This is a genomic window from Mycobacterium tuberculosis H37Rv (genome assembly GCF_000195955.2).
Classification (GTDB): domain Bacteria; phylum Actinomycetota; class Actinomycetes; order Mycobacteriales; family Mycobacteriaceae; genus Mycobacterium; species Mycobacterium tuberculosis.
Genome location: NC_000962.3, coordinates 3,770,763 through 3,795,234 on the forward strand (window position 1 = coordinate 3,770,763; position 24,472 = coordinate 3,795,234).

Here is a 24,472-nt window from a genome sequence, read left to right on the forward strand (position 1 = left end):
GAGAGGACGCATGAGCATCAGTGCGAGCGAGGCGAGGCAGCGCCTGTTTCCACTCATCGAACAGGTCAATACCGATCACCAGCCGGTGCGGATCACCTCCCGGGCCGGCGATGCGGTGCTGATGTCCGCCGACGACTACGACGCGTGGCAGGAAACGGTCTATCTGCTGCGCTCACCGGAGAACGCCAGGCGGTTGATGGAAGCGGTTGCCCGGGATAAGGCTGGGCACTCGGCTTTCACCAAGTCTGTAGATGAGCTGCGGGAGATGGCCGGCGGCGAGGAGTGAGAAGCGTCAACTTCGATCCCGATGCCTGGGAGGACTTCTTGTTCTGGCTGGCCGCTGATCGCAAAACGGCCCGTCGGATCACCCGGTTGATCGGAGAAATTCAGCGTGATCCGTTCAGCGGGATCGGCAAACCCGAGCCGCTCCAAGGTGAGTTGTCGGGATACTGGTCGCGCCGGATCGACGACGAACACCGGCTGGTGTATCGAGCGGGCGACGACGAAGTCACGATGCTGAAGGCCCGATACCACTACTGATTTGGGGGCTGGTGGTATTCCGGCGGGCTTAAGCTCCCCATGTGGCTCCCGGCAGCTGCGAAGCCCCGGACGTGTTCAACCCGGCCAAACTCGGTCCGCTCACGCTGCGTAACCGGGTCATCAAGGCCGCCACCTTCGAGGCCCGCACACCTGACGCGTTGGTGACCGATGACCTGATCGAGTACCACCGGCTGCCGGCCGCGGGCGGGGTCGCCATGACCACCGTCGCCTATTGCGCGGTCTCCCCCGGCGGACGCACCGGCGGCAACCAGATCTGGATGCGCCCGCATGCGGTGCCGGGACTGCGCCGGCTCACCGAGGCGATACACGCCGAGGGGGCGGCGATCAGCGCCCAGATCGGCCACGCCGGCCCGGTGGCCGACGCCCGCTCCAACCAGGCGACCGCGCTGGCTCCGGTGCGGTTCTTCAATCCGATCGCTATGCGGTTCGCCCAGAAGGCGACCCGCGAGGACATCGACGATGTGCTGGCCGCGCACGCCCATGCCGCCCGGCTGGCCGTCGACGCCGGCTTCGACGCCGTCGAAATCCATTTGGGGCATAACTATCTGGCGAGCGCGTTTCTGTCTCCGCTGCTCAACCGGCGTGATGACGAGTTCGGCGGTTCGTTGCAGAACCGGGCGAAGGTAGCTCGCGGATTGGTGATGGCCGTGCGCCGCGCCGTCCGGCAGCAGGTCGCGGTGACCGCCAAGCTCAACATGACCGATGGCATCCGCGGCGGCATCACAGTCGACGAGGCACTGACCACCGCCAGGTGGCTGCAGGACGACGGCGGGCTAGACGCGATCGAGCTCACCGCGGGCAGCTCGCTGGTCAACCCGATGTATTTGTTCCGCGGCGACGCGCCGGTTAAGGAGTTCGCCGCCGCGTTCAAACCACCGCTGCGCTGGGGCATCCGGATGACCGGCCATAGGTTTTTCCGCGAATACCCCTACCGCGATGCCTATCTGTTACGCGAGGCTCGGTTGTTTCGCGCCGAGCTGACAATCCCGCTGATTCTGCTGGGCGGCATCACCAACCGAACGACCATGGACCTGGCGATGGCCGAAGGGTTCGAGTTCGTCGCGATGGCTCGGGCGCTGCTCGCCGAGCCCGACCTGGTCAATCGGATCGCGGCCGAAGGCAGCCAGGTGCGGTCGGCGTGCACACACTGTAATCAGTGCATGGCCACGATTTATCGCCGCACTCACTGTGTGGTCACCGGGGCTCCATAGCGTCCAGATTGACGCCACCGTGAAGAAGTGCAACCCATTGTGCCGGAAATCCGGTTGACTTCCCCGCGCGAATCCGGCTCAGGCACTATTGACCGCGCGCAGCATAATTTGAACCGATGAGTCGACCCCATCCACCGGTGCTGACAGTTCGGTCCGATCGGTCGCAGCAATGCTTCGCCGCGGGCCGCGACGTGGTTGTCGGGAGTGATCTTCGTGCCGACATGCGCGTGGCGCACCCACTGATCGCCCGTGCGCACCTGTTGCTGCGCTTCGATCGGGGCAATTGGATCGCGATCGACAACGATTCGCAGAGCGGGATGTTCGTCGACGGCCAGCGGGTGTCGGAAGTCGACATTTATGACGGCCTGACTATCAACATCGGGAAGCCCACCGGGCCGTGGATCACCTTCGAGGTCGGCCATCACCAGGGCATCATCGGACGGCTGTCACGCACCCCGTCGTCGCGTCCCGGCTCACCGATCTAGCCCCCTGCCAAGCACAGCCCGTGCGCCGCCGCAAAGGCCACGGCTTGGTCGACGTCGACACGCGCACCCACCAACGACGCGGTCCGCCACAATACCGGGTCCACGGTCGCGCCCCGCAAGTCGGCGTCATCCAGCCGGGCGCCCGTGGTACGGGCACCACTGAGGTCGGCGCCGCGCAGCACGCACTTGCGCAAGTCGGTATCCACCAGGCTGGTCTCTCGCAACCGGCAGCCGGTCAAGTTGAGACCACGCAGATCATTTCCGCCGAGCACGGCGAGCGTGAAATCCACGTCGTCCAACGTCAGCGGCCGCAGCCGGCAAGCCACGAAGACCGAGCCCAACATGCTGCACTGGGCAAATGTGCTGTGCCACAGTGTCGTCCGTTCGAAGGTGCAATTACGAAACGCCGACCCTCGGTGTTGTGACTCGGCCAGATTCACGCCGCTGAAATCGCATTCGCTGAACATCGCCCGTTCGGTGTGCAGGCGGCTAAGGTCCTCGTCGCGGAAGTCTCGACCGGTGAATTCGCAATCAACCCACTGCTGCAACGCTTTTCAACCGCCCGCAGGAGACAGGGTGGCCAGCGCGTATTCGCTCACCGCGATCAGTGCATCGGTCGCCGACCTGCGATTGCGGGCGTCAACATTGATCACCGGAATGTGTGCGGGCAGCGTCAACGCGTCGCGCACCGCGCTAACCGGATACCTTGGCGCGCTGTCGAACTCGTTGATGGCGATCAAGAACGGCAGGTTGCGGTGTTCGAAGAAGTCGACCGCCGCAAAGCTGTCCTGCAGACGCCGGCAGTCGACCAAGACGATCGCCCCGATGGCACCACGCACCAGGTCGTCCCACATGAACCAGAACCGGCGCTGGCCCGGGGTACCGAATAGATAAAGCACCAGATCCTCGCCCAAGGTGATGCGGCCGAAGTCCATCGCCACCGTGGTGCTCCGCTTGTCGGGAGTGGCCTCCAGCATGTCGACGCCGGCGGAGGCATCGGTGACCATCGCTTCGGTGCGCAACGGCATGATCTCCGAAACAGCGCCGACGAATGTGGTCTTGCCGGACCCGAATCCGCCCGCGATGACGATCTTCGTCGACGCGGTGCCGGATGCCTCAGAGTGCTTTAAGGCCACGCAGGGTCCTTCCTATGAGTTCGTGGCGTTCGTCGCGGGTCGATCGGTCGGTCAAGGTCGCGTGCACCCGAAGGTAACCGGACGTGACCAGATCACCGACCAGCACACGCGCCACACCCACCGGCAAATCCAGCCGAGCCGAGATTTCCGCGACCGACGGACTGCCAATGCACAATTGCAAGATCCTGCGTCGCATGTCGTAGGCCGGCCAGCGGCCAGCCGGTCCCGCCGGCAGGGTCTGCACCGGCGCCTGAAGCGGAAGGTCGACGTCGGTACCGGTACGTCCGGCGGTCAGCGTGTAGGGGCGGACCAGGCCCGCCTTCGGTCTATCGCCGGCAGGATTGAACAACGCCGCCCACCCGCTCGACAAGGATGGCCATCTCATAACCGATCTGGCCGATATCGCATCCGGTCGCGGCCAGCGCCGCCAGCGCCGACCCGTCTCCCACCTGCATCAACAGCAGGTAGCCGTTCTGCATCTCAACCACCGACTGCAGCACCTGCCCGCCGTCGAACAGTTGCGCGGCGCCGCCGGCCAGGCTGGCCAGCCCGGACGTCACCGCGGCCAACTGATCGGCGCGTTCGCGTGGTAGATGTTCGCTGGCCGCCACGGGAAGCCCGTCGACCGACACCAGCAATGCATGGGCCACCCCGGGAACCTCGCGGGCGAACTTCGACACCAGCCAGTCAAGCGGGCTGTCCGGCAAGCGGGCTTTCATTGCTGATTGGGTCCCTGACTGCTCTCGCGGGCATGCGACCGCCCGGTGCGCACGCCGCCGAAATGGCTGCTGATGGAGGCACGAACCGCGTCGGGGTCGCGTACCGCAGCCGCGTGCCGCGGCGCTCGGCCGGGATGAAGTCCGCCGTTGGATGCTAGCGCTGCACCCGGATGCTCCCGATCGGGTCCCTCAGGCACCGCCGCCCCCGGCACTAACCGGGCCCCGGGTTCGCGCACCGGCAGGCCGTAGTCCGTGCGGGACTGCACGGGCTTGTCCGCGGCCTCGGCGGCCGCCGACCAGCCGTGGTCCCACACCGACTTCCAGTCCAGATCGGGGCTGTGGGCCAGCTCGTGCGGGTCACCCACCATCTCGGAGAGCATCCGCCGGTAGATGACGTCGTCATCAACCGGGCCCGCCGGTGGCGCGGGTTTGGCGGGCGGCGGCGCCGGTCGCGGTTCTGGTGCGGGCGGTTGTTTGGGCTCCTGTTGAAACCTATCCTCCCACCAGGGTGTTTTCAGCTCGCGCCGCCGCTGCTGCATCGGCTGGGCCGGGACGTCGGCGATGCCACTGGACCCCGGGGTACGGCGCGGGAGCAACGTGACCGGTGGTAGCGGCCCGATGGCGGCGGGAACGTCCGTCGGATCGGCCGCCGCGGGTTCAGGACACGGCGGCTTGATCGCAAATACCCGCGGCTTTGGCGGCTGCGCTGGGGCCGTCCCCTCGAGCACGGCTAGCGGCAGGTAGACCTCGGCGGTGGTGCCGGTGCCCTGTTCACCGGTCACCGGACCGCGCAGCCCGACTCGGATGCCGTGCCGACCGGCCAGCCGGCCGACTACGAACAGACCCATGTGCCGGGCACTATCCGGGGTGACCTCACCGCCGGCCCGCAGCCGCATATTGGCCATCCGCCGATCGGCATCGGTCATGCCCAGGCCGGAATCCGAGATTCGCAGCAGAACACTGCCTTCGCTGCCGATTGCGGCGGCAACCCGAACGGGTGTGGTCGGTGACGAGTAGCGCAACGCGTTGTCGATCAGCTCGGCAAGCAGATGAATGACGCCACCAGCCGCTGCGCCGACTACCGCACAGTCGGGTACCCTCGCGATGTCGACGCGGCGATAGTCCTCGACCTCTGACACGGCGGCGCTGATCACGGTTGACAGCGGCACCGGCTCGCGGTGGTCACGGGTAATCTGCGCACCGGCCAGCACCAGCAGGTTGGCGCTGTTGCGGCGCAGCCGGGCGGCCAGGTGATCGAGCCGGAAAAGGCTGTCGAGTCGGGCGGGATCCTCCTCGTTGCGCTCCAGTTGGTCGATGACCGACAGCTGCTGGTCGACCAGGGAACGGCTACGCCGCGACATGGTCTCAAACATCTCGTTGACCAGCAGTCGCAACCGCGTTTCCTCGCCGGCCAGCAACAGGGCCCGGGTGTGCAGCTCGTCGACCGCATGCGCGACCTGACCGATTTCCTCGGTGGTGTACACCGCCAGTGGCTCGGGGATCGGCTCGTCGCCGGCGCGGACCGCCGCGATCTCGCCGTCGAGATCGGTATGAGCAACCTTGAGCGCCCCATCACGCAGTACCCGCATCGGCCCGACCAGCGTGCGCGCCACCACCAACACGACGACGATCGCGGTCGCGATGGCGGCCAACACCAGCACGGCGTCGCGAATCGCGGCATCCCGCCGGTCGGTGGCCTGGCTTTGCACCGACTTCGTCACCGCCTCGGTGGTGTCGGTGATCACCTGCTCGGCAATGTCGCGGGTGATCTGTATCGAGTGCAGCAGCTCTGGGTTGTTGACCAGTGCAACGGCCGGATCGGACATGATCGCCATCCTGGTCACCATTTGCTGCTGCAGGTTCTTGGTGTCCGGCGAGCCTGCACCGAGCGCCGCGCTCATCCCGAACAGCGTCGAGGGTTCGGTGCCGGCCAGGGTAACCATCGCGCTGCGCAGTTGCGGCTCGGCAAGGTCGGCGCCGCGAGTCACCAGGATCTCCTGCATCGTCATCTGCCCGCGGGCGCCAACGGCTCGGCTCAAACCCTGCACCTGGGTTCGGATTTGCTCGCTGTCAACCCGCACCGACGCGTCAATCACGTTCTGGGCCGTCAACAGCAGCGGCGCGTAGGCGGTGACCCGATCCCGCAAGCCGATGCTGTCGGCCAGCACCTTATCCAGCAGCGCCTGACCGCCGTTGAGCAGCGTGTTCACTCCCGACCGCACGTCTGCGATGACGTCGGTGTCGGCCAGTCGCGTCTGCAGCTCGTACTTGCGGGCGGTGAAGTTTTTCTGCGCCCCCTCCACATCGTGTCCGGTCGAGCTGGCCAGCACGGCGACGTCCAGCGCCGACATGTATTTCGTGATCGCGGGTATCATTTCGGCGCGCGCGGCGACCAGCCGCAGGCCGCTGGTGCTGGCCATCGCAGCCTCGACCCGCAATCCTGCTAACACCATCGCCACTACCAGCGGCAGAAGCGCGATCGTGAACACTTTCCATCGGACCGGCCAGTTGCGCGGCGACCAGGACGGCGGGCGTTGCTGAGGTTTGCCGCGGGCCGGTTGAGCCGGGGCGGAAATATCAGAAGCGGCCGCCGCGACCGGGATGGTCGGGCGGGCGAACATGGTCACGTGGCCGCGGCCGTGCCACCGGCCGCACCCTTATGCAGCGCTCGAAAAACGGAGAGACTCATAGACTTCCTGCTCATGCCTTGATGCCGTCCGCCCCAGCCGGCCGGGCGCGGACGTAAACAACTGGCAATCCGACGAGTATGACAGCCCACGGCCGAGGTCTCCACCGCTGTCACCGAGCATGTCACCGGACAGGCCGGCAAACGGGCACCGGGCGCTTTGCCATGATCGGCGGATGTTCCGGCTGCTGTTCGTATCTCCGCGTATCGCCCCCAACACCGGCAACGCCATCCGGACGTGCGCCGCAACCGGCTGTGAACTGCATCTGGTCGAGCCGCTCGGCTTCGACCTGTCCGAACCCAAGCTGCGACGGGCCGGGCTGGACTACCACGACCTGGCCTCGGTCACCGTTCATGCCTCGCTCGCGCACGCCTGGGAGGCGCTGTCGCCAGCGCGGGTGTTCGCCTTCACGGCGCAGGCGACGACGTTGTTCACCAACGTCGGCTACCGGGCCGGTGACGTGTTGATGTTCGGGCCCGAACCCACCGGCCTGGACGAGGCCACCCTGGCTGATACGCACATCACCGGGCAGGTGCGCATTCCGATGCTGGCGGGCCGGCGCTCGTTGAACCTGTCCAACGCCGCAGCCGTCGCGGTCTACGAGGCCTGGCGTCAGCACGGCTTTGCCGGGGCGGTCTAGTCGCGACCAAGGTGACACCGAACCAGCCGGTATGCGCACAACGAAGCTCATCGGCGTCGGGCGCCGGACAGGAGCACCCAACCGGTGACAGCACACCGAACGCAACCCGGGCGATCACATCGGACCACGACATCCCGGGAAAATCGATGCCGGTGAGCTTGCGCGTCCAGCTACCACCACCGTCAGCGGTGACACCTTCACCGGCAACAACGGCAGCGCAGGCGCAGCTGTCAGCGGCGGCGCGCAGCGAAGGCGTTGCGGTCAATGAATCTGCCGCAAACCCCACGCCCGTTGGCCCATATTGCGCTAGCATCCGGGTGTTGTGATCTCGCAGGTTGCGTGCTGGCAGCCTGGGGGTGGGTTGTGATGTCGTTTGTCGTAGCAGTCCCGGAGGCATTGGCGGCGGCCGCGTCGGATGTGGCGAACATCGGTTCTGCGCTAAGTGCCGCGAATGCAGCGGCAGCCGCCGGCACAACGGGGCTACTGGCAGCCGGTGCCGACGAGGTCTCGGCCGCCCTGGCGTCGCTGTTTTCCGGGCACGCTGTGAGCTACCAACAGGTCGCGGCCCAGGCGACGGCGTTACACGATCAGTTTGTCCAGGCCTTGACCGGTGCCGGCGGATCGTACGCCCTCACCGAGGCCGCCAACGTCCAGCAGAATCTGCTGAACGCAATTAACGCGCCCACTCAGGCGCTGTTGGGGCGCCCGTTAATTGGCGACGGGGCTGTCGGCACCGCCAGCAGCCCCGACGGGCAAGATGGCGGTCTGCTGTTCGGCAACGGGGGCGCCGGCTACAACAGCGCCGCCACGCCCGGAATGGCCGGCGGCAACGGCGGCAACGCCGGATTGATCGGCAACGGCGGTACTGGCGGGTCGGGCGGTGCCGGCGCGGCCGGTGGCGCCGGCGGCAGCGGCGGCTGGTTGTACGGCAACGGCGGAAACGGCGGCATCGGCGGGAATGCGATCGTCGCGGGCGGTGCCGGCGGCAATGGGGGCGCTGGCGGCGCCGCCGGATTGTGGGGCAGTGGCGGCAGCGGCGGCCAAGGCGGCAACGGTCTGACCGGCAACGACGGCGTGAATCCGGCCCCCGTCACAAACCCCGCGCTAAATGGCGCCGCCGGCGACAGCAATATCGAGCCGCAAACCAGCGTCCTGATCGGCACCCAAGGCGGTGACGGCACGCCCGGGGGTGCTGGCGTCAACGGCGGCAACGGTGGCGCGGGCGGAGACGCCAATGGCAACCCCGCAAACACCTCGATCGCCAACGCAGGCGCCGGCGGGAACGGCGCCGCCGGCGGTGACGGCGGTGCCAATGGCGGTGCGGGCGGCGCCGGCGGGCAGGCCGCGTCCGCCGGTAGTTCCGTCGGCGGTGACGGCGGCAACGGCGGTGCCGGCGGTACGGGCACGAACGGGCACGCCGGCGGTGCGGGCGGCGCCGGCGGTGCCGGTGGTCGCGGCGGGTGGCTGGTCGGCAACGGTGGCAACGGTGGCAACGGTGCCGCCGGCGGCAACGGCGCCATCGGCGGTACCGGTGGTGCCGGCGGCGTCCCCGCCAACCAGGGCGGTAACAGCGCCCTAGGCACCCAGCCGGTCGGCGGCGACGGCGGCGACGGCGGCAACGGGGGCACCGGAGGCACCGGCGGGCGTGGCGGCGACGGCGGATCCGGCGGCGCGGGCGGCGCGAGCGGTTGGTTGATGGGCAACGGCGGCAACGGCGGCAACGGCGGCACCGGCGGCTCAGGCGGTGTCGGCGGCAATGGCGGCATCGGCGGTGACGGCGCCGGCGGCGGAAACGCCACGAGCACGTCGAGCATCCCCTTCGACGCCCACGGGGGTAACGGCGGCGCTGGTGGCGACGCTGGTCACGGCGGAACGGGCGGCGACGGCGGTGACGGGGGGCATGCCGGCACCGGTGGACGTGGCGGGTTACTGGCCGGCCAGCACGCCAACTCCGGCAATGGCGGTGGCGGCGGTACCGGCGGTGCCGGGGGCACCCATGGCACCCCCGGCAGCGGCAACGCAGGCGGCACCGGCACCGGTAACGCTGACAGCACAAACGGCGGGCCAGGCAGCGACGGCCTCGGCGGGGACGCGTTTAACGGCAGTCGCGGCACCGACGGCAACCCCGGCTAATTACCAGCCGTTCCAGTGCGTCACGCTCTCGGCCGGCAGCCGCTTGGCCGGCCGGAAGTCGATGCCTTGTGTGTAGGCGATCGGAAGCAGCCCGCCTTGGCTGTATTCGTCGTAGGGAATGCCGAGCACGTCGGCCACCTTGTGCTCGCCGTTGTCGAGCAGGTGCAGCGTCGTCCAGCACGAACCCAGCCCGCGGGAGCGCAGCGCCAGGCAGAAGCTCCACACCGCCGGGAACAGTGAGGCCCAAAACGACACGCCACCCACCGCCGACTCGTCTTCCCGGCCTTTCAGGCAGGGGATCAGCAGCACCGGCGCCCGGTGCATGTGTTCGGCGAGATAGGTCGCCGAATCGCGGACCCGCCCCATCCGCTCGCCGCGGGTGTCGCCGTCGGGGTACTCGGGCGCCGGCCCGCTGAGGTAGCCCCGGGCGTTGGCCAGGTAGACGTCGGCGATCGCCTTTTTCTTGGCGGCGTCCTCGACGAACACCCACTGCCAGCCTTGGGAATTGGAACCGGTGGGCGCCTGCAGCGCCAGCTCGAGGCATTCCATCAGCACGTCGCGTGGCACCGGCTTGTCGAAATCGAGACGCTTGCGCACCGAGCGGGTAGTGGTCAGGACCTCGTCGACGGACAGGTTGAGGGTCATGTGGGCAGGCTACCGTTGGGCCATGAGCGTCGAACTGACACAAGAGGTTTCTGCCAGGCTCACGTCCGACCTTTACGGGTGGTTGACCACCGTCGCCCGATCGGGGCAGCCGGTTCCGCGGCTGGTGTGGTTCTACTTCGACGGGACCGACCTGACGGTGTACTCCATGCCTCAGGCGGCCAAGGTCGCCCACATCACCGCCCATCCGCAGGTCAGCCTGAACCTGGACTCCGACGGCAACGGCGCCGGGATCATCGTGGTGGGCGGGACGGCGGCGGTGGTGGCCACCGATGTCGACTGCCGCGACGACGCGCCGTATTGGGCCAAGTACCGCGAGGATGCCGCGAAGTTCGGGCTGACCGAGGCGATCGCCGCCTACAGCACCCGGCTGAAGATCACCCCGACCCGGGTGTGGACGACGCCCACGGGCTGAGCGGGCTGGCCCCCGCTCGCCGCCAGAGTGAAATCCACGACGCGTTTGCGGCGTGTCGCGTCGCCCGTTTCACTGTCGGCGCAGAGGTTCACCGGAAGTCGCGCGAGCGCGCGCCGACCGCCAGGGTGAGGCGGCCCATCCGTTCGGCGACGACGGTGATTGCGCCGCTGGCGTTTTGGACCTGGCCGCGGATCAGCAGCGCCGGCGCCGTGTGCGCGAGCTTGCGGTGTCGCGCCCACACCCCGGGCGTGCAGAGCACGTTGACCATCCCGGTCTCGTCTTCGAGGTTGATGAACGTCACCCCCTGGGCCGTGGCGGGTCGCTGCCGATGAGTCACCGCGCCGGCGATCAGCACGCGGTCGCCGTCGGACACCGATCCCAGCCTCTCGGCGGGCAGCACCCCCATCGCGTCCAGGTCCGCCCGCAGGAACTGGGTCGGATAGCTGTCCGGGGAGACGCCGGTGGCCCACACGTCGGCGGCGGCCAGCTCCAGCTCGCTCATCCCCGGCAGCGCCGGGATGTGCGACGACGAGCCCACCCCGGGTAACCGGTCCGGCCGGCCCGTGGCCGCGGCCCCGGCCGCCCACAGCGCCTCCCGCCGAGACATGCCGAAGCAGCCCAGCGCCCCGGCCGTCGCCAGCGCTTCGACCTGCGGCACGGAAAGCTGCACCCGCGACGTCAAGTCCGGCAGGGAGGTGAACGGGCCGTTGGCTGTTCGCTCCGCGACCAGCTTCTCGGCCAGCTCGGCGCCGAGGTAGCGGACGGCGCCCAAGCCCAAACGCACCTCCGTTCCGGCGTTCTCACACGTGGCGTGCGCCAGGCTGGCATTGACACACGGGCCGTGCACCGCCACGCCGTGCCGGCGGGCGTCGGCCACCAGCGACTGCGGCGAATAGAAACCCATCGGCTGGGCGCGCAGCAGCGCCGCACAGAACGCCGCCGGGTGGTGCAGCTTGAACCACGCCGAGTAGAACACCAGCGACGCGAAACTCAGTGCGTGGCTCTCGGGGAAGCCGAAATTGGCAAACGCCTCCAGCTTTTCGTAGATCCGGTCGATCACCTCGTCGGGGGCGCCGTGCAGCGCGCGCATGCCGTCGTAGAACCGGCCGCGCAGCCGGCGCATGCGTTCGGTGGAGCGTTTGGACCCCATGGCGCGGCGCAGCTGGTCGGCCTCGGCGGCGGAAAAGCCGGCGCAGTCGACCGCCAACTGCATCAGCTGCTCCTGAAACAGCGGCACTCCCAGCGTCTTTCGCAATGCCGGCGCCATCGACGGGTGCTCGTAGATGACCGGGTCGACGCCGTTGCGCCGCCGGATGTAGGGGTGCACCGATCCGCCCTGGATGGGCCCGGGGCGGATCAGCGCCACCTCCACCACCAGGTCGTAGAACACTCGCGGCTTAAGGCGCGGCAGGGTGGCCATCTGCGCACGTGACTCCACCTGGAACACGCCGACGGAATCGGCGCGGGCCAGCATCTCATACACCGCCGGCTCGGAGAGGTCGAGGCGGGCCAGGTCCACCTCGATGCCCTTGTGCTCGGCCACCAGGTCTTTCGCATAGTGCAGCGCCGAGAGCATGCCCAGCCCGAGTAGGTCGAATTTCACCAAGCCGATTGCCGCGCAGTCGTCTTTGTCCCATTGCAGGACGCTGCGGTTGGCCATGCGCGCCCATTCCACCGGGCACACGTCGGCGATCGGGCGGTCGCAGATGACCATGCCGCCGGAGTGGATGCCTAGGTGCCGCGGCAGGTTGCGGATCTGGGTGGCCAGGTCGATCACCTGCTCGGGGATGCCGTCAACGTCGTCGGCCTGCCCGGTCCAGTGGCTGACCTGCTTGCTCCACGCGTCCTGCTGGCCCGGCGAGAAGCCCAGGGCGCGGGCCATGTCACGCACCGCGCTGCGCCCCCGGTAGGTGATGACGTTGGCGACCTGGGCGGCGTAGTCGCGGCCGTATTTGTGGTAGACGTACTGGATGACCTTTTCGCGCTGATCCGACTCGATGTCGATGTCGATGTCGGGTGGCCCGTCGCGGGCGGGCGATAAGAAGCGCTCGAACAACAGCTCGTTGGCCACCGGGTCGACGGCGGTGACGCCCAGGGCATAGCAGACCGCGGAGTTGGCCGCCGATCCCCTGCCCTGACACAGGATGTCGTTGTCCCGGCAAAACCGGGTGATGTCGTGCACCACCAGGAAGTAGCCCGGAAATCTCAGTTGGGCAATGACTTTCAGCTCATGCTCGATCTGGGAGTACGCCCGGGGCGCGCTCTTGGGCGGCCCGTAACGCTCGCGGGCGCCCGCCATGACCAACGACCGCAGCCAGCTGTCCTCGGTGTGCCCGTCGGGAACATCGAACGGCGGCAGCCGCGGCGCGATGAGCTGTAGGCCAAAGGCGCACCGCTCGCCGAGCTCGGCGGCCGCGGTCACCGCCTCGGGGCACCACGCGAACAACCGGGCCATCTCCTCCCCGGACCGCAGGTGCGCCCCACCCAGCGGAGCCAGCCACCCGGCCGCGGAGTCCAGCGACCGCCGGGCCCGGATGGCCGCCATCGCCATCGCCAGCCGCCCACGTGACGGATCCGCGAAGTGCGCCCCGGTGGTGGCGACGATGCCGACACCGAAGCGCGGCGCCAGTCCGGCCAGCGCGGCGTTGCGTTCGTCGTCGAGCGGGTGACCATGATGGGTCAGCTCGATGCTGACCCGGCTGGGGGTGAACCGGTCCACCAGATCGGCCAGCGCCCGCTGCGCCGCGGCCGGGCCACCCTGGGAAAGCGCTTGGCGCACATGGCCTTTGCGGCAGCCAGTCAGGATGTGCCAGTGCCCGCCGGCGGCCTCGGTTAGCGCGTCGAAGTCGTAGCGCGGCTTACCCTTTTCGCCGCCGGCCAGATGCGCCGCCGCCAGTTGCCGCGACAACCGCCGGTAGCCTTCCGGGCCGCGGGCCAACACCAGCAGGTGCGGGCCGGGCGGATCCGGCCGCTCGGTGCGAGCCGTGGCGCCCAGTGACAGCTCGGCGCCGAAGACCGTGCGCACGTCGAGTTCCGCGGCCGCTTCGGCGAACCGCACCGCCCCGTACAGGCCGTCGTGGTCGGTCAGCGCCAGGGCACACAGGCCCAGCCGGGCGGCCTCCTCGACCAACTCCTCGGGCGTGCTGGCCCCGTCGAGGAAGCTGTACGCCGAATGCGCATGCAGCTCGGCATACGCGACGGACGATCCGACCCGTTCCCGGCCCGGCGGCTGGTACGCCCCGCGCTTGCGGGACCGTGGGACGTCCCCATCCGCGTCGAACGCCGGCACCCCGGCATGGCGCGGCTTGCCGTTAAGCACCCGTTCCATTTCCGCCCAGCTCGGCGGCCCGTTGCTCCACCCCACATTCCACAGTATATCGAACAATTGTTCGATACAGCGCAGTTGTTCAGCACATCTTCACCTGCGAAACATGTTCTTAACCGTTTGGGCCTTCTGCTTCCGGTGCGGTCCGGCGGACACTTATACCTGGGGTCGCAAAACGACGGTGGGGACTTGTCATGGCACAACTGACGGCACTGGATGCGGGTTTTCTCAAGTCCCGCGATCCGGAGCGGCACCCGGGCCTGGCGATCGGCGCAGTTGCCGTCGTCAACGGTGCCGCCCCCAGCTACGACCAGCTCAAAACGGTTCTCACAGAACGGATTAAGTCGATACCTCGATGTACCCAGGTGTTGGCGACCGAGTGGATCGACTATCCGGGATTCGACCTCACCCAGCACGTGCGACGGGTGGCGCTTCCCCGGCCCGGCGACGAAGCCGAGCTGTTCCGGGCCATCGCGCTGGCACTGGAGCGTCCCCTCGACCCGGACCGCCCGCTGTGGGAATGCTGGATCATCGAAGGCCTCAACGGCAACCGCTGGGCGATCTTGATAAAAATCCACCATTGCATGGCCGGCGCCATGTCGGCGGCCCACCTGCTGGCCAGGCTCTGCGACGATGCCGACGGCAGTGCCTTCGCTAACAATGTTGATATCAAACAGATTCCGCCGTATGGCGATGCGCGGAGCTGGGCCGAAACGCTGTGGCGAATGTCCGTCAGCATCGCTGGCGCCGTCTGCACGGCCGCGGCACGCGCCGTCAGCTGGCCGGCAGTGACGTCACCGGCCGGCCCGGTCACCACCAGGCGGCGGTACCAAGCGGTGCGCGTTCCCCGCGACGCCGTCGACGCCGTGTGCCACAAGTTCGGGGTGACCGCCAACGACGTCGCGCTCGCGGCCATCACCGAGGGCTTCCGAACGGTTCTGCTGCACCGCGGCCAGCAACCGCGCGCCGACTCACTGCGTACCCTGGAGAAAACCGATGGCAGCTCGGCCATGCTGCCCTATCTCCCCGTCGAGTACGACGACCCGGTGCGGCGATTGCGCACCGTGCACAACCGGTCACAGCAGAGCGGCCGTCGTCAACCCGACAGTCTGTCGGACTATACGCCTCTCATGTTGTGCGCCAAGATGATTCACGCGCTAGCTCGGTTACCGCAACAAGGCATCGTCACCCTGGCGACCAGTGCACCCAGGCCACGCCACCAGTTACGGCTGATGGGCCAGAAGATGGACCAGGTGCTGCCCATCCCGCCCACCGCACTGCAGCTGAGCACCGGGATCGCGGTCCTCAGCTACGGCGATGAGCTGGTGTTCGGCATCACCGCTGACTATGACGCCGCGTCCGAAATGCAGCAGCTGGTCAACGGTATCGAACTGGGTGTGGCGCGTCTGGTGGCGCTCAGCGACGATTCCGTGCTGCTGTTTACCAAGGATCGGCGTAAGCGTTCATCCCGCGCACTCCCCAGCGCCGCGCGGCGGGGGCGGCCCTCTGTGCCGACCGCCCGAGCGCGTCACTGACGCCATCTCCGTCGGCGTTGACCCCCGTGAGAGGGTGGGTCGTGCGCAAGTTGGGCCCGGTCACCATCGATCCGCGCCGCCATGACGCGGTGCTGTTCGACACCACGTTGGACGCCACCCAGGAACTGGTCCGGCAACTCCAGGAAGTCGGTGTGGGCACCGGCGTCTTCGGTAGTGGCCTAGACGTTCCGATCGTAGCGGCCGGCCGTCTGGCGGTGCGGCCGGGCCGGTGCGTGGTCGTCTCGGCCCACTCGGCGGGCGTCACGGCCGCACGCGAAAGCGGATTTGCGCTGATCATCGGTGTCGACCGCACCGGGTGTCGGGACGCATTGCGTCGCGACGGCGCCGACACGGTGGTCACCGACCTAAGCGAGGTCAGCGTGCGCACCGGGGACCGACGCATGTCGCAGCTGCCCGACGCGTTACAGGCACTCGGCCTGGCCGACGGCCTGGTCGCCCGGCAGCCCGCGGTGTTCTTCGACTTCGACGGCACGCTGTCCGACATTGTCGAGGATCCCGACGCGGCCTGGCTCGCCCCCGGTGCCTTGGAGGCACTGCAGAAGTTGGCCGCGCGCTGTCCGATCGCGGTGCTCAGTGGCCGCGACCTGGCCGACGTGACACAGCGGGTGGGTCTGCCCGGCATCTGGTATGCCGGCAGCCATGGTTTCGAATTGACCGCACCCGACGGAACGCACCACCAGAACGACGCCGCGGCGGCAGCCATACCGGTGCTGAAACAGGCGGCTGCCGAGCTGCGCCAGCAACTTGGACCCTTCCCGGGTGTTGTGGTGGAGCACAAGCGGTTTGGCGTCGCCGTGCACTACCGCAACGCGGCCCGGGACCGGGTCGGCGAAGTCGCCGCGGCGGTGCGCACGGCCGAGCAGCGTCATGCGCTGCGGGTGACGACGGGCCGCGAAGTCATCGAGTTGCGTCCCGATGTCGACTGGGACAAGGGGAAAACGCTGCTGTGGGTTCTTGACCATCTGCCGCATTCGGGCTCGGCTCCCCTGGTGCCGATCTACCTCGGCGACGACATCACCGACGAGGACGCTTTCGATGTGGTCGGCCCCCATGGTGTTCCAATTGTGGTGCGCCACACCGACGACGGTGACCGCGCCACCGCCGCACTGTTTGCGCTGGACAGTCCCGCACGGGTCGCGGAGTTCACCGATCGGCTGGCGCGTCAGCTCCGTGAGGCTCCCCTGCGGGCAACGTGAGACGCGGTGCCGCCGCGGGCGATACGCTCCGACCGTCAACGAGGAGGACGGCCATGTGGTTTGCATTGGTGAACCCGGAGATGCTGGCCGCGGCGGCGACAGACTTGGGCGGCATCAGGTCAGGGATCAGCGCCGCCTATGCGCGTCCTCTGCGGTGACCTGGCTGGTAGCTTAGGCACGTCTTTATCGACACCGGGTGCTGCCAGAGAACTCGAGACGCGGCACAGGTCGGCACCATGAGGCGGCGTGCAATGACGAAGATGGACGAGGCTAGCAATCCGTGCGGCGGGGACATCGAAGCTGAGATGTGCCAGTTGATGCGCGAGCAACCACCCGCCGAAGGCGTCGTCGATCGTGTCGCGCTGCAACGCCATCGAAACGTTGCGTTGATCACGCTGAGCCATCCGCAGGCGCAGAACGCACTCAACCTGGCGAGCTGGCGTCGGCTGAAGCGGCTGCTGGACGATCTCGCCGGCGAATCGGGGCTGCGGGCGGTGGTGCTGCGGGGCGCCGGTGACAAGGCGTTCGCCGCGGGTGCCGACATCAAGGAGTTTCCGAACACCCGCATGAGCGCCGCGGACGCCGCGGAGTACAACGAGAGCCTGGCCGTCTGCCTGAGGGCGTTGACCACGATGCCGATCCCAGTCATCGCGGCGGTCCGGGGGCTCGCCGTCGGTGGCGGCTGTGAGCTGGCGACGGCCTGCGATGTGTGCATCGCGACCGACGACGCGCGCTTCGGCATCCCGCTGGGCAAGCTCGGCGTCACGACGGGCTTCACCGAGGCGGACACCGTCGCGCGCCTCATCGGTCCGGCGGCGCTGAAGTATCTGTTGTTCAGCGGAGAACTGATCGGCATTGAGGAAGCCGCCCGCTGGTGATTGGTGCAAAAGGTCGTCGCACCACAGGATTTGGCGGCCGCGACGGCCAAACTGGTCGGCCAGGTCTGTCGGCAATCCGCGGTGACCATGCGTGCGGCGAAGGTGGTCGCCAACATGCACGGCCGAGCGCTGACCGGCGCCGACACCGATGCGCTGATCCGGTTCGGTGTCGAAGCCTACGAGGGGGCGGACCTACGCGAAGGGGTGGCGGCCTTCAGCCAGGGACGCCCACCCAAATTTGATGATTAGCGCCATGACCGATGCTGACAGTGCGGTCCCTCCCCGACTCGACGAGGACGCGATCTCGAAACTCGAGCTGACCGAGGTCGCCGACCTGATCCGCACCCGGCAACTGACGTCGGCAGAAGTGACCGAGTCGACGCTGCGGCGTATCGAAAGGCTTGACCCCCAGCTGAAGAGCTACGCCTTCGTCATGCCGGAAACTGCGCTAGCGGCGGCACGTGCCGCCGACGCCGACATCGCGCGCGGCCACTACGAGGGTGTCCTGCACGGCGTACCGATCGGCGTGAAGGATCTCTGCTACACGGTCGACGCCCCGACCGCGGCCGGCACCACCATCTTTCGTGACTTTCGCCCGGCATACGACGCGACGGTTGTCGCGAGGTTGCGCGCGGCCGGCGCGGTGATCATCGGCAAGCTGGCCATGACGGAGGGGGCCTATCTCGGCTATCACCCCAGTCTGCCGACCCCGGTCAATCCCTGGGACCCGACAGCGTGGGCGGGCGTGTCCTCGAGCGGCTGCGGCGTGGCCACCGCGGCGGGATTGTGCTTCGGCTCGATCGGGTCGGACACCGGGGGGTCGATTCGCTTTCCGACGAGCATGTGCGGCGTCACCGGGATCAAACCGACGTGGGGCCGGGTCAGCCGTCACGGCGTCGTCGAACTTGCGGCAAGCTACGACCACGTCGGGCCGATCACCCGTAGCGCTCACGATGCGGCGGTATTGCTCAGTGTCATAGCGGGATCCGATATCCACGATCCCTCGTGCTCGGCGGAGCCCGTTCCGGACTATGCCGCCGACCTCGCCTTGACACGGATTCCGCGTGTCGGGGTGGACTGGTCGCAGACGACGTCGTTTGACGAGGACACCACGGCGATGCTGGCCGATGTCGTCAAAACGCTCGACGACATCGGATGGCCCGTCATCGACGTCAAGCTGCCCGCGCTTGCGCCGATGGTGGCAGCGTTCGGAAAAATGCGCGCGGTCGAAACGGCGATCGCGCATGCCGACACCTACCCGGCGCGCGCCGACGAGTACGGGCCGATCATGCGCGCAATGATCGACGCCGGACACAGGCTGGCTGCGGTGGAATATCAGACGCTGACCGAGCGGCGTCTGGAATTCACGCGATCGCTGCGTCGCGTGTTCCACGACGTGGACATCCTGCTGATGCCCAGCGCCGGAATTGCCTCGCCCACACTGGAAACCATGCGCGGGCTCGGACAAGACCCGGAGCTGACCGCCAGACTGGCGATGCCGACAGCACCGTTCAACGTCAGCGGTAATCCCGCGATATGCCTACCGGCGGGAACGACGGCGCGCGGAACGCCGCTCGGCGTCCAGTTCATCGGCCGTGAATTCGACGAGCACTTGCTCGTCCGAGCCGGCCACGCATTTCAGCAAGTCACCGGGTATCATCGCCGACGCCCGCCGGTGTGAAAAACCCTCGGCCGCAAAAGGCTTGCGAATGTCGCACCGAAGGTCGCGGCGAATCGCCTTACTGGTATGTTTACGAACACAATCTGTGGCCATCAAGGGAGGACGCGTTGAGCATTAGCGCGGTTGTTTTCGACCGTGACGGTGTGCTCACCAGCTTTGACTGGACACGTGCCGAGGAGGATGTGCGGCGAATCACGGGCCTACCATTGGAGGAGATCGAACGCCGCTGGGGTGGGTGGCTCAACGGATTGACTATCGACGACGCGTTCGTTGAAACCCAGCCAATTAGCGAGTTCCTCTCGAGCCTGGCGCGCGAGCTCGAGCTCGGTTCGAAGGCAAGAGACGAGCTAGTGCGCCTCGACTACATGGCGTTCGCCCAGGGATATCCAGACGCGCGTCCAGCCCTTGAAGAAGCCCGGCGCCGTGGCCTCAAGGTCGGTGTTCTCACAAACAACAGCCTGTTGGTCAGCGCCCGCAGCCTCCTTCAGTGCGCCGCTCTGCACGACCTCGTCGACGTCGTGCTGAGTTCGCAGATGATCGGAGCTGCCAAGCCTGACCCGCGGGCCTATCAAGCGATCGCGGAAGCCCTCGGCGTCTCGACAACGTCATGCCTGTTCTTCGACGACATCGCCGACTGGGTTGAGGGCGCACGGTGCGCGGGCATGCGCGCGTACCTCGTGGACCGTTCCGGACAAACTCGCGACGGCGTCGTTCGCGATTTGTCCAGCCTTGGAGCGATCCTGGACGGCGCGGGACCATGACCGAACGTGACGAGCCGGACATCGCCGACAGGGACGCCTCATTGGTTACTCTCATCGACCAGCCGCAGTGCACTTAGGATGGCAGCCTTAACTACCGTCGCCGAGCAGTAAAGTGTCTTGGCAATCCACAACGGCGCGTATGGCGGTTCGCAGTGTTGCGATAGCCACCCACCCGCGCGACTGATCTGCGCCGACAAGGATGTGCCGCTGTGCCTCTGCCAATGCGCCAGAGCTTGAATGCAATATGCTGTCTCTTCCGCAGTCGCTTGGCCGTCGAAAAATCCCCACGAGCCATCGGGCCTCTGCGTATTAAGAATCCACCCAATCGCATCTGAGCATAGGGCATCATCATAGTTACTGGCAGCACATATCAGATGCGCAGTCGTATAATATGCCGATCGGTGCCACTTATCCCGCCAGCAGAACCGTCCAGGCTCCTTGCTTGATCGGATGAATTCCAGAACCTTTCGTACTCGTGGATGACATTTGTCGTAGCCCGCCTGCTTCAACGCACCGAGCACGTGGACGTTCGTCGATATCGAGGGGCCGACTTCGTGAAAGTAGGTACGGAACCAATCGGCGTCTTCGAATTGTAATACGGCTCCGATATCCGGCGACCGTCCAAACTTCGACAAAACATCGTAGGCCACACTTGTGGTGTCACAATCTTCCAAGGTGGAATTTCCTGTCCACCCCACACCTCGACCACGGACCCAATGTTGTTCGACATGGTCAAGATAGGGTAGGTACGTACGAACGATCTCAGGATCGGACAAATCAATATCCGTACGCGAGAGATTCCATAGAGACCAAACAATTTCAAAAATCTCGGCTTGATAGAAGGCCGGCGCACCGCCATCGCCGGCTTGAATTATCGATGAGATGTACGCCAAGGCCCGCTTGTCTCCTGGTTTAACATGTAACGCGAAGTAGGCTGACGCTGATGGCGAATACTTGACCGATCCATTTGTCTCCTGCAAGTTATCGACATCCAACATACCGACACCGTCTTGGCCGGCCAGTTCTACGGAGAAAGCTGCGGTGATATGTTTATTGATTTTGCTTCCGCCGAGTTTTCTCAACTTCTGCTCACGCACTCCGACAAGCTCGCCGAGGATGGATTCCTCGTGGCAAATGGCAAGGCCAAGTCGCGCCGCCTCAGCCATCAGCGTAGGTGCGATTAACTCAAACCCGACGGTTGCGTCTTTTATATCAAGTTGAGGGCCTTCGAAAGCACCCGAGGTAAGGTTCTTCAGGGCTAGCAAGCCTTTTTCAACTTGCGCTGCGCGCCTCCGACGATGCTTATTCGACGTGAGGCTGATCATGGCCGCCAAAGTGGAGAGCAGTCGATCTTCGTAGCAGAAAGGGAACTCGGCTCCCCATGAGCCGTCAGGAAGCTGGCGCTCGCAAAGCCAGTTGAGGGCGAGGTCGCTTAGCTCATCATCGAGCTGGCCCAGCTTCGCGACCCACGCGGTGTCATAGGCTGTGCTCGAGATGCCGTTGCCTAGTGCCGCTTTCGCTAGCAGAGTCCTGAAAGTCTCCATACCATCAGCCCTCCGCGAACCAGATTCCATCATGAACACAACCCACACCGAAAACTCTGTCAGGCTGGGCTCGATATCTGTTGCGCAGTACATTGAGCTGATCGGCCGACATCGCTGAATAGTCAGGTTTGGGCCGGAAATGACGGAGATAGATATGATCGTACAAGATCCTCCGGAGCGTTGTTTCGGTCATATAGTATGAGGGAGCAACGGTGAAGTATAGACTCGTTTTTCCTGAGCTGAGCAGCGGAAAATCGAAAGTGCTGAAACGCCCAAATCCGATGAACATGTCAGCCTTGTCAACATACTCGCCGTAATAACCTTCGATAATCTCTCTCCGCGTGGGAGGTTTACCATGCGTTTCGTTCCACGAGATAGAAAACTGCGCAACAGACTCAGCCGCATCGTTGCCAAAAACACCGAAGCATAGTCTGTGTTCAGTGTTGGATGACGTAGAGATTGTTAGGTCATCGAATGACTTGACAACGGCTGCCCCTTGCGCGGTCGAAGGCAATCTTTTCTTATAATCACCATAAAAAAGAACGTGGACCTCGTGTTCTTTATAGAACGACAGAATTTCCTCGTCGTTGGCAAGCAAGGCCATCCCTTCGAGCGCCTGTACGATATATCGATCACCACGATCCAGAAGATCGTCGCTAAAGATTGGCGAGATTACTGTTTCGATGCCGTGCTCGAAGAGCATCTTCAGAATACGAATTGATTGACGCAAGGCGGCCTGCTGATAATCGTCGTACTGCGGATTACATTCGAGGTGAAACCAGCGGCGTGTGCCATCGAAGGGAAAGACGGATACCTTCGGTCCACGGCAACGTACAATCTCTGCTACGGATACTAGAGGAAGATCCAAGAATTCTTTTTCGCTAACCAAGTTCATGCTTCCTCTTAATAACTATCGCCGGAATCAGGATGGTCTTCGGGTCCAGGGACTTCATGTAGTGCGTTAAGTAGTGATTTGCATCTTATGCGGATTGCGGGGCCGGTGAGTCCGTGGCTGGAAAGGATGTGGTCGCGGCTGGCGTGGGGAATGTAGGCCGGTGGCAGTCCCAGTGTGTAGGTGCGCGTCCGCGGGTGTGTCCGCCCGATGTGGTGGCTAAGGTGCGCGCCGATTCCCACGTCGGCAATCGCATCTTCGACACACACGGTGATCCGATGGCGGCCAGCCAGCTCGGTCAGTGCCGGGCTGATTGGCCAGACCCATTGTGGATCAACGACTGTCACCCCGATCTGCTCCTCGCTGAGGCACCGGGCGGCGTCCATGCATGGTCGACTCATGGCACCCACTGCGACCAAGAGCACGTCGGGTCGCCAATGCGGTGGTGGTGTATGCAAGACGTCGAGGCCACCGATGGTGTGTTCGGCCGTGATCGGTTCGCCCGGCGCCCCTTTGGGGAAACGCACGGCGGTGGGAGCCGCGGTCGCGATCGCGGTACGCAACTGTTGTCGTAGCCGAGGCGCGTCGCGCGGACAGGCGATCTGAAACCCGGGCACGCAGGCCAGCAGCGCCAGATCCCACAAACCGTGATGGCTGGGTCCGTCGGGCCCGGTTACCCCAGCCCGGTCCAGCACCAGCGTCACGGGTAACCGGTGCAGCCCGATGTCGAACAGAAGTTGGTCAAAGGCGCGGTGCAGAAACGTCGAGTACACCGCGACAACGGGATGGGTTCCCGCGGCAGCTAGCCCGGCCGCGCTGGCCAACAGGTGTTGTTCGGCGATGCCCGAATCGAACACCCGATGCGGGTATCGCCTCGACAGCGCGCCTAGACCAGTGGGCAGACGCATCGCCGCGGTCAGCCCGACGACGTCGGATCGGTCGTCAGCAATGCGCGCGATTTCGTCCTCGAACACGTCGGTCCAGCTCCGCTGACTGGGTGTGCTAGCGAGGCCGGTGGCAATGTCGACCACCCCGCAGGCGTGCATATGGTCCCTCTCGTCAGCTTCGGCTGGAGGATAACCCCGGCCCTTACTAGTCACTGCGTGAACAACAACGGGCCTAGCTGCCGCGGCCGCTTTTCGTAGAACCGCGCACGTGTCGGGGATGTTGTGCCCATCGACCGGACCGATGTAGGTAAATCCCATGTTCTCAAAGAGGTTCGGCCCTCGGGGTGTGCCGACGCGAAGTTCTTCTAGGTGTGCCGCAAGAGCCCCAGCGGTGGGGTCGTAGGAGCGGCCATTGTCATTGAGCACGACGATCACGGGCCGGGTAGCGGCACCGAGGTTGTTCAGGCCCTCCCATGCCACGCCCCCGGTGAGGGCGCCATCACCGATCACCGCGATGACACGTCGGTCGCATTGCCCCTGCAGGGCCAATGCTTTGGCGATGCCGTCCACCCAGGCGAGGCTGACCGAGGCATGGGAGTTCTCGACCCAGTCATGTGGCGATTCATGGCGGTTGGGATACCCCGATAGACCATCGGCCTGGCGCAGCGTGGCGAAGTCTTTACCGCGGCCGGTGAGCAGCTTGTGCGGATAGGTTTGGTGCCCGGTGTCGAACACCGATGTCGTGTGGCGAGGTGAACACCCGATGCAATGCGATGGTCAGCTCTACCATGCCAAGTCCCGCGCCGAGATGGCCACCGGTAGCCGTCACTGTTTCTATGAGCCGCCGACGCATCTGCACGGCCAGCTCTGGCAGCTGGCTTTCGGGCAATGCCTGCACATCGCAAGGTCCGCCGATCGCGGTAATTGAACCGCCCCGGTGAGTCCGGAGACTCTCTGATCTGAGACCTCAGCCGGCGGCTGGTCTCTGGCGTTGAGCGTAGTAGGCAGCCTCGAGTTCGACCGGCGGGACGTCGCCGCAGTACTGGTAGAGGCGGCGATGGTTGAACCAGTCGACCCAGCGCGCGGTGGCCAACTCGACATC

22 protein-coding genes, 1 pseudogene and 4 other annotated features (2 of these 27 only partly in view) are annotated in these 24,472 nt (G+C 66.0%); of the genes and pseudogenes, 13 read left to right on the top strand and 10 right to left on the bottom strand.

Annotated features, from left to right (window positions below; genetic code table 11):
- Positions 1-10 precede the first annotated feature (10 nt).
- The 4 genes from relJ (at position 11) to Rv3360 (ending at position 2,257) form a co-directional block, all read left to right on the top strand.
- On the top strand, positions 11-286 hold the full coding sequence (gene relJ / locus Rv3357) for an antitoxin RelJ (protein ID NP_217874.1): 276 nt from the start codon (positions 11-13) through the stop codon (positions 284-286).
- Positions 232-329 (top strand) — a repeat region (98 bp imperfect direct repeat 2, 82/98 bp identical to the first copy at 3743508..3743605). Its footprint overlaps the gene before it by 55 nt.
- Complete coding sequence (relK, locus tag Rv3358) at positions 283-540, top strand: toxin RelK (protein ID NP_217875.1); 258 nt, start codon at positions 283-285, stop codon at positions 538-540. Its footprint overlaps the feature before it by 47 nt. The genes relJ and relK overlap by 4 nt, the downstream gene beginning before the upstream one ends.
- Before the next feature lie 41 nt (positions 541-581).
- On the top strand, positions 582-1,772 hold the full coding sequence (locus tag Rv3359; protein ID NP_217876.1) for an oxidoreductase: 1,191 nt from the start codon (positions 582-584) through the stop codon (positions 1,770-1,772).
- Positions 1,773-1,888: 116 nt separating this feature from the next.
- Positions 1,889-2,257, top strand: coding sequence for a hypothetical protein (locus tag Rv3360; RefSeq protein NP_217877.1), 369 nt, complete (start codon positions 1,889-1,891; stop codon positions 2,255-2,257).
- Here the strand turns inward: Rv3360 and Rv3361c are convergent.
- From Rv3361c to Rv3365c, 5 genes are read right to left on the bottom strand one after another with little or no spacing between them, the layout of a single operon-like run.
- Complete coding sequence (locus tag Rv3361c; protein NP_217878.1) at positions 2,254-2,805, bottom strand: hypothetical protein; 552 nt, start codon at positions 2,803-2,805, stop codon at positions 2,254-2,256. The genes Rv3360 and Rv3361c overlap by 4 nt on opposite strands.
- Before the next feature lie 6 nt (positions 2,806-2,811).
- Positions 2,812-3,393 (bottom strand): ATP/GTP-binding protein, encoded by a 582-nt coding sequence (locus Rv3362c; RefSeq protein ID NP_217879.1) that lies wholly within the window; start codon positions 3,391-3,393, stop codon positions 2,812-2,814.
- On the bottom strand, positions 3,374-3,742 hold the full coding sequence (locus tag Rv3363c) for a hypothetical protein (protein NP_217880.1): 369 nt from the start codon (positions 3,740-3,742) through the stop codon (positions 3,374-3,376). The genes Rv3362c and Rv3363c overlap by 20 nt, the downstream gene beginning before the upstream one ends.
- Positions 3,720-4,112, bottom strand: a complete 393-nt coding sequence (locus Rv3364c) for a hypothetical protein (protein NP_217881.1) — start codon at positions 4,110-4,112, stop codon at positions 3,720-3,722. The genes Rv3363c and Rv3364c overlap by 23 nt, the downstream gene beginning before the upstream one ends.
- On the bottom strand, positions 4,109-6,739 hold the full coding sequence (locus tag Rv3365c) for a hypothetical protein (protein NP_217882.1): 2,631 nt from the start codon (positions 6,737-6,739) through the stop codon (positions 4,109-4,111). The genes Rv3364c and Rv3365c overlap by 4 nt, the downstream gene beginning before the upstream one ends.
- 235 nt (positions 6,740-6,974) lie before the next feature.
- Here Rv3365c and spoU point away from each other — a divergent pair, with 235 nt between their 5' ends.
- A complete protein-coding gene (spoU, locus tag Rv3366) occupies positions 6,975-7,439 on the top strand; it encodes a tRNA/rRNA methylase SpoU (protein ID NP_217883.1) in 465 nt (154 codons plus the stop codon).
- Between the two features lie 366 nt (positions 7,440-7,805).
- Entirely contained in the window at positions 7,806-9,572 is a 1,767-nt protein-coding gene (PE_PGRS51, locus tag Rv3367) for a PE-PGRS family protein PE_PGRS51 (protein ID YP_177965.1), read from the top strand.
- On the opposite strand, the gene Rv3368c is transcribed toward PE_PGRS51, so the two are convergent.
- A complete protein-coding gene (locus Rv3368c) occupies positions 9,573-10,217 on the bottom strand; it encodes an oxidoreductase (RefSeq protein ID NP_217885.1) in 645 nt (214 codons plus the stop codon).
- On the opposite strand from Rv3368c, the gene Rv3369 reads away from it, so the two are divergent.
- Positions 10,216-10,650: a hypothetical protein gene (locus tag Rv3369; protein NP_217886.1), complete on the top strand. Its 435-nt coding sequence runs from the start codon at positions 10,216-10,218 to the stop codon at positions 10,648-10,650. The genes Rv3368c and Rv3369 overlap by 2 nt on opposite strands.
- A gap of 88 nt (positions 10,651-10,738) precedes the next feature.
- Here Rv3369 and dnaE2 read toward each other — a convergent pair whose 3' ends face one another.
- Positions 10,739-13,978 carry an error-prone DNA polymerase gene (dnaE2, locus tag Rv3370c; RefSeq protein NP_217887.3) on the bottom strand — a complete coding sequence of 1,080 codons (3,240 nt, stop codon included), beginning with the start codon at positions 13,976-13,978 and terminating at the stop codon, positions 10,739-10,741.
- Between the two features lie 191 nt (positions 13,979-14,169).
- On the opposite strand from dnaE2, the gene Rv3371 reads away from it, so the two are divergent.
- From Rv3371 to Rv3376, 6 genes and pseudogenes are all read left to right on the top strand, one after another.
- Entirely contained in the window at positions 14,170-15,510 is a 1,341-nt protein-coding gene (locus Rv3371) for a diacyglycerol O-acyltransferase (RefSeq protein ID NP_217888.1), read from the top strand.
- A 41-nt stretch (positions 15,511-15,551) separates the two neighbouring features.
- Positions 15,552-16,727 carry a trehalose 6-phosphate phosphatase gene (gene otsB2, locus Rv3372; protein ID NP_217889.1) on the top strand — a complete coding sequence of 392 codons (1,176 nt, stop codon included), beginning with the start codon at positions 15,552-15,554 and terminating at the stop codon, positions 16,725-16,727.
- A 236-nt stretch (positions 16,728-16,963) separates the two neighbouring features.
- Entirely contained in the window at positions 16,964-17,605 is a 642-nt protein-coding gene (echA18, locus tag Rv3373) for an enoyl-CoA hydratase (protein ID NP_217890.1), read from the top strand.
- Positions 17,606-17,854 (top strand): annotated as a pseudogene (locus Rv3374).
- 4 nt (positions 17,855-17,858) lie between these two features.
- Positions 17,859-19,286: an amidase gene (gene amiD, locus Rv3375; protein NP_217892.1), complete on the top strand. Its 1,428-nt coding sequence runs from the start codon at positions 17,859-17,861 to the stop codon at positions 19,284-19,286.
- Between the two features lie 107 nt (positions 19,287-19,393).
- A complete protein-coding gene (locus Rv3376) occupies positions 19,394-20,047 on the top strand; it encodes a phosphatase (RefSeq protein NP_217893.1) in 654 nt (217 codons plus the stop codon).
- Positions 20,048-20,085: 38 nt separating this feature from the next.
- Here the strand turns inward: Rv3376 and Rv3377c are convergent, their stop codons facing one another.
- From Rv3377c to dxs2, 3 genes are read right to left on the bottom strand one after another with little or no spacing between them, the layout of a single operon-like run.
- Positions 20,086-21,591 (bottom strand): type B diterpene cyclase, encoded by a 1,506-nt coding sequence (locus tag Rv3377c; RefSeq protein NP_217894.1) that lies wholly within the window; start codon positions 21,589-21,591, stop codon positions 20,086-20,088.
- Positions 21,592-21,595: 4 nt separating this feature from the next.
- A complete protein-coding gene (locus Rv3378c) occupies positions 21,596-22,486 on the bottom strand; it encodes a diterpene synthase (RefSeq protein NP_217895.1) in 891 nt (296 codons plus the stop codon).
- A gap of 8 nt (positions 22,487-22,494) precedes the next feature.
- Positions 22,495-24,105, bottom strand: a complete 1,611-nt coding sequence (dxs2, locus tag Rv3379c) for a 1-deoxy-D-xylulose-5-phosphate synthase (protein ID NP_217896.1) — start codon at positions 24,103-24,105, stop codon at positions 22,495-22,497.
- 190 nt (positions 24,106-24,295) lie between these two features.
- Positions 24,296-24,323 (top strand) — a repeat region (28 bp inverted repeat at the left end of IS6110,TGAACCGCCCCGGTGAGTCCGGAGACTC).
- Positions 24,296-24,472 (top strand) — a mobile genetic element (IS6110-15, len: 1355 nt. Insertion sequence IS6110.); it runs 1,178 nt beyond the window's last position. (Overlaps the previous feature by 28 nt.)
- Positions 24,338-24,472: a sequence feature (similar to insertion sequence element IS986/IS6110 transposase; Probable transposase subunit for IS6110. Identical to many other M. tuberculosis IS6110 transposase subunits. The transposase described here may be made by a frame shifting mechanism during translation, the sequence UUUUAAAG maybe responsible for such a frameshifting event (see McAdam et al., 1990).), on the bottom strand; it runs 1,127 nt beyond the window's last position. (Overlaps the previous feature by 1,262 nt.)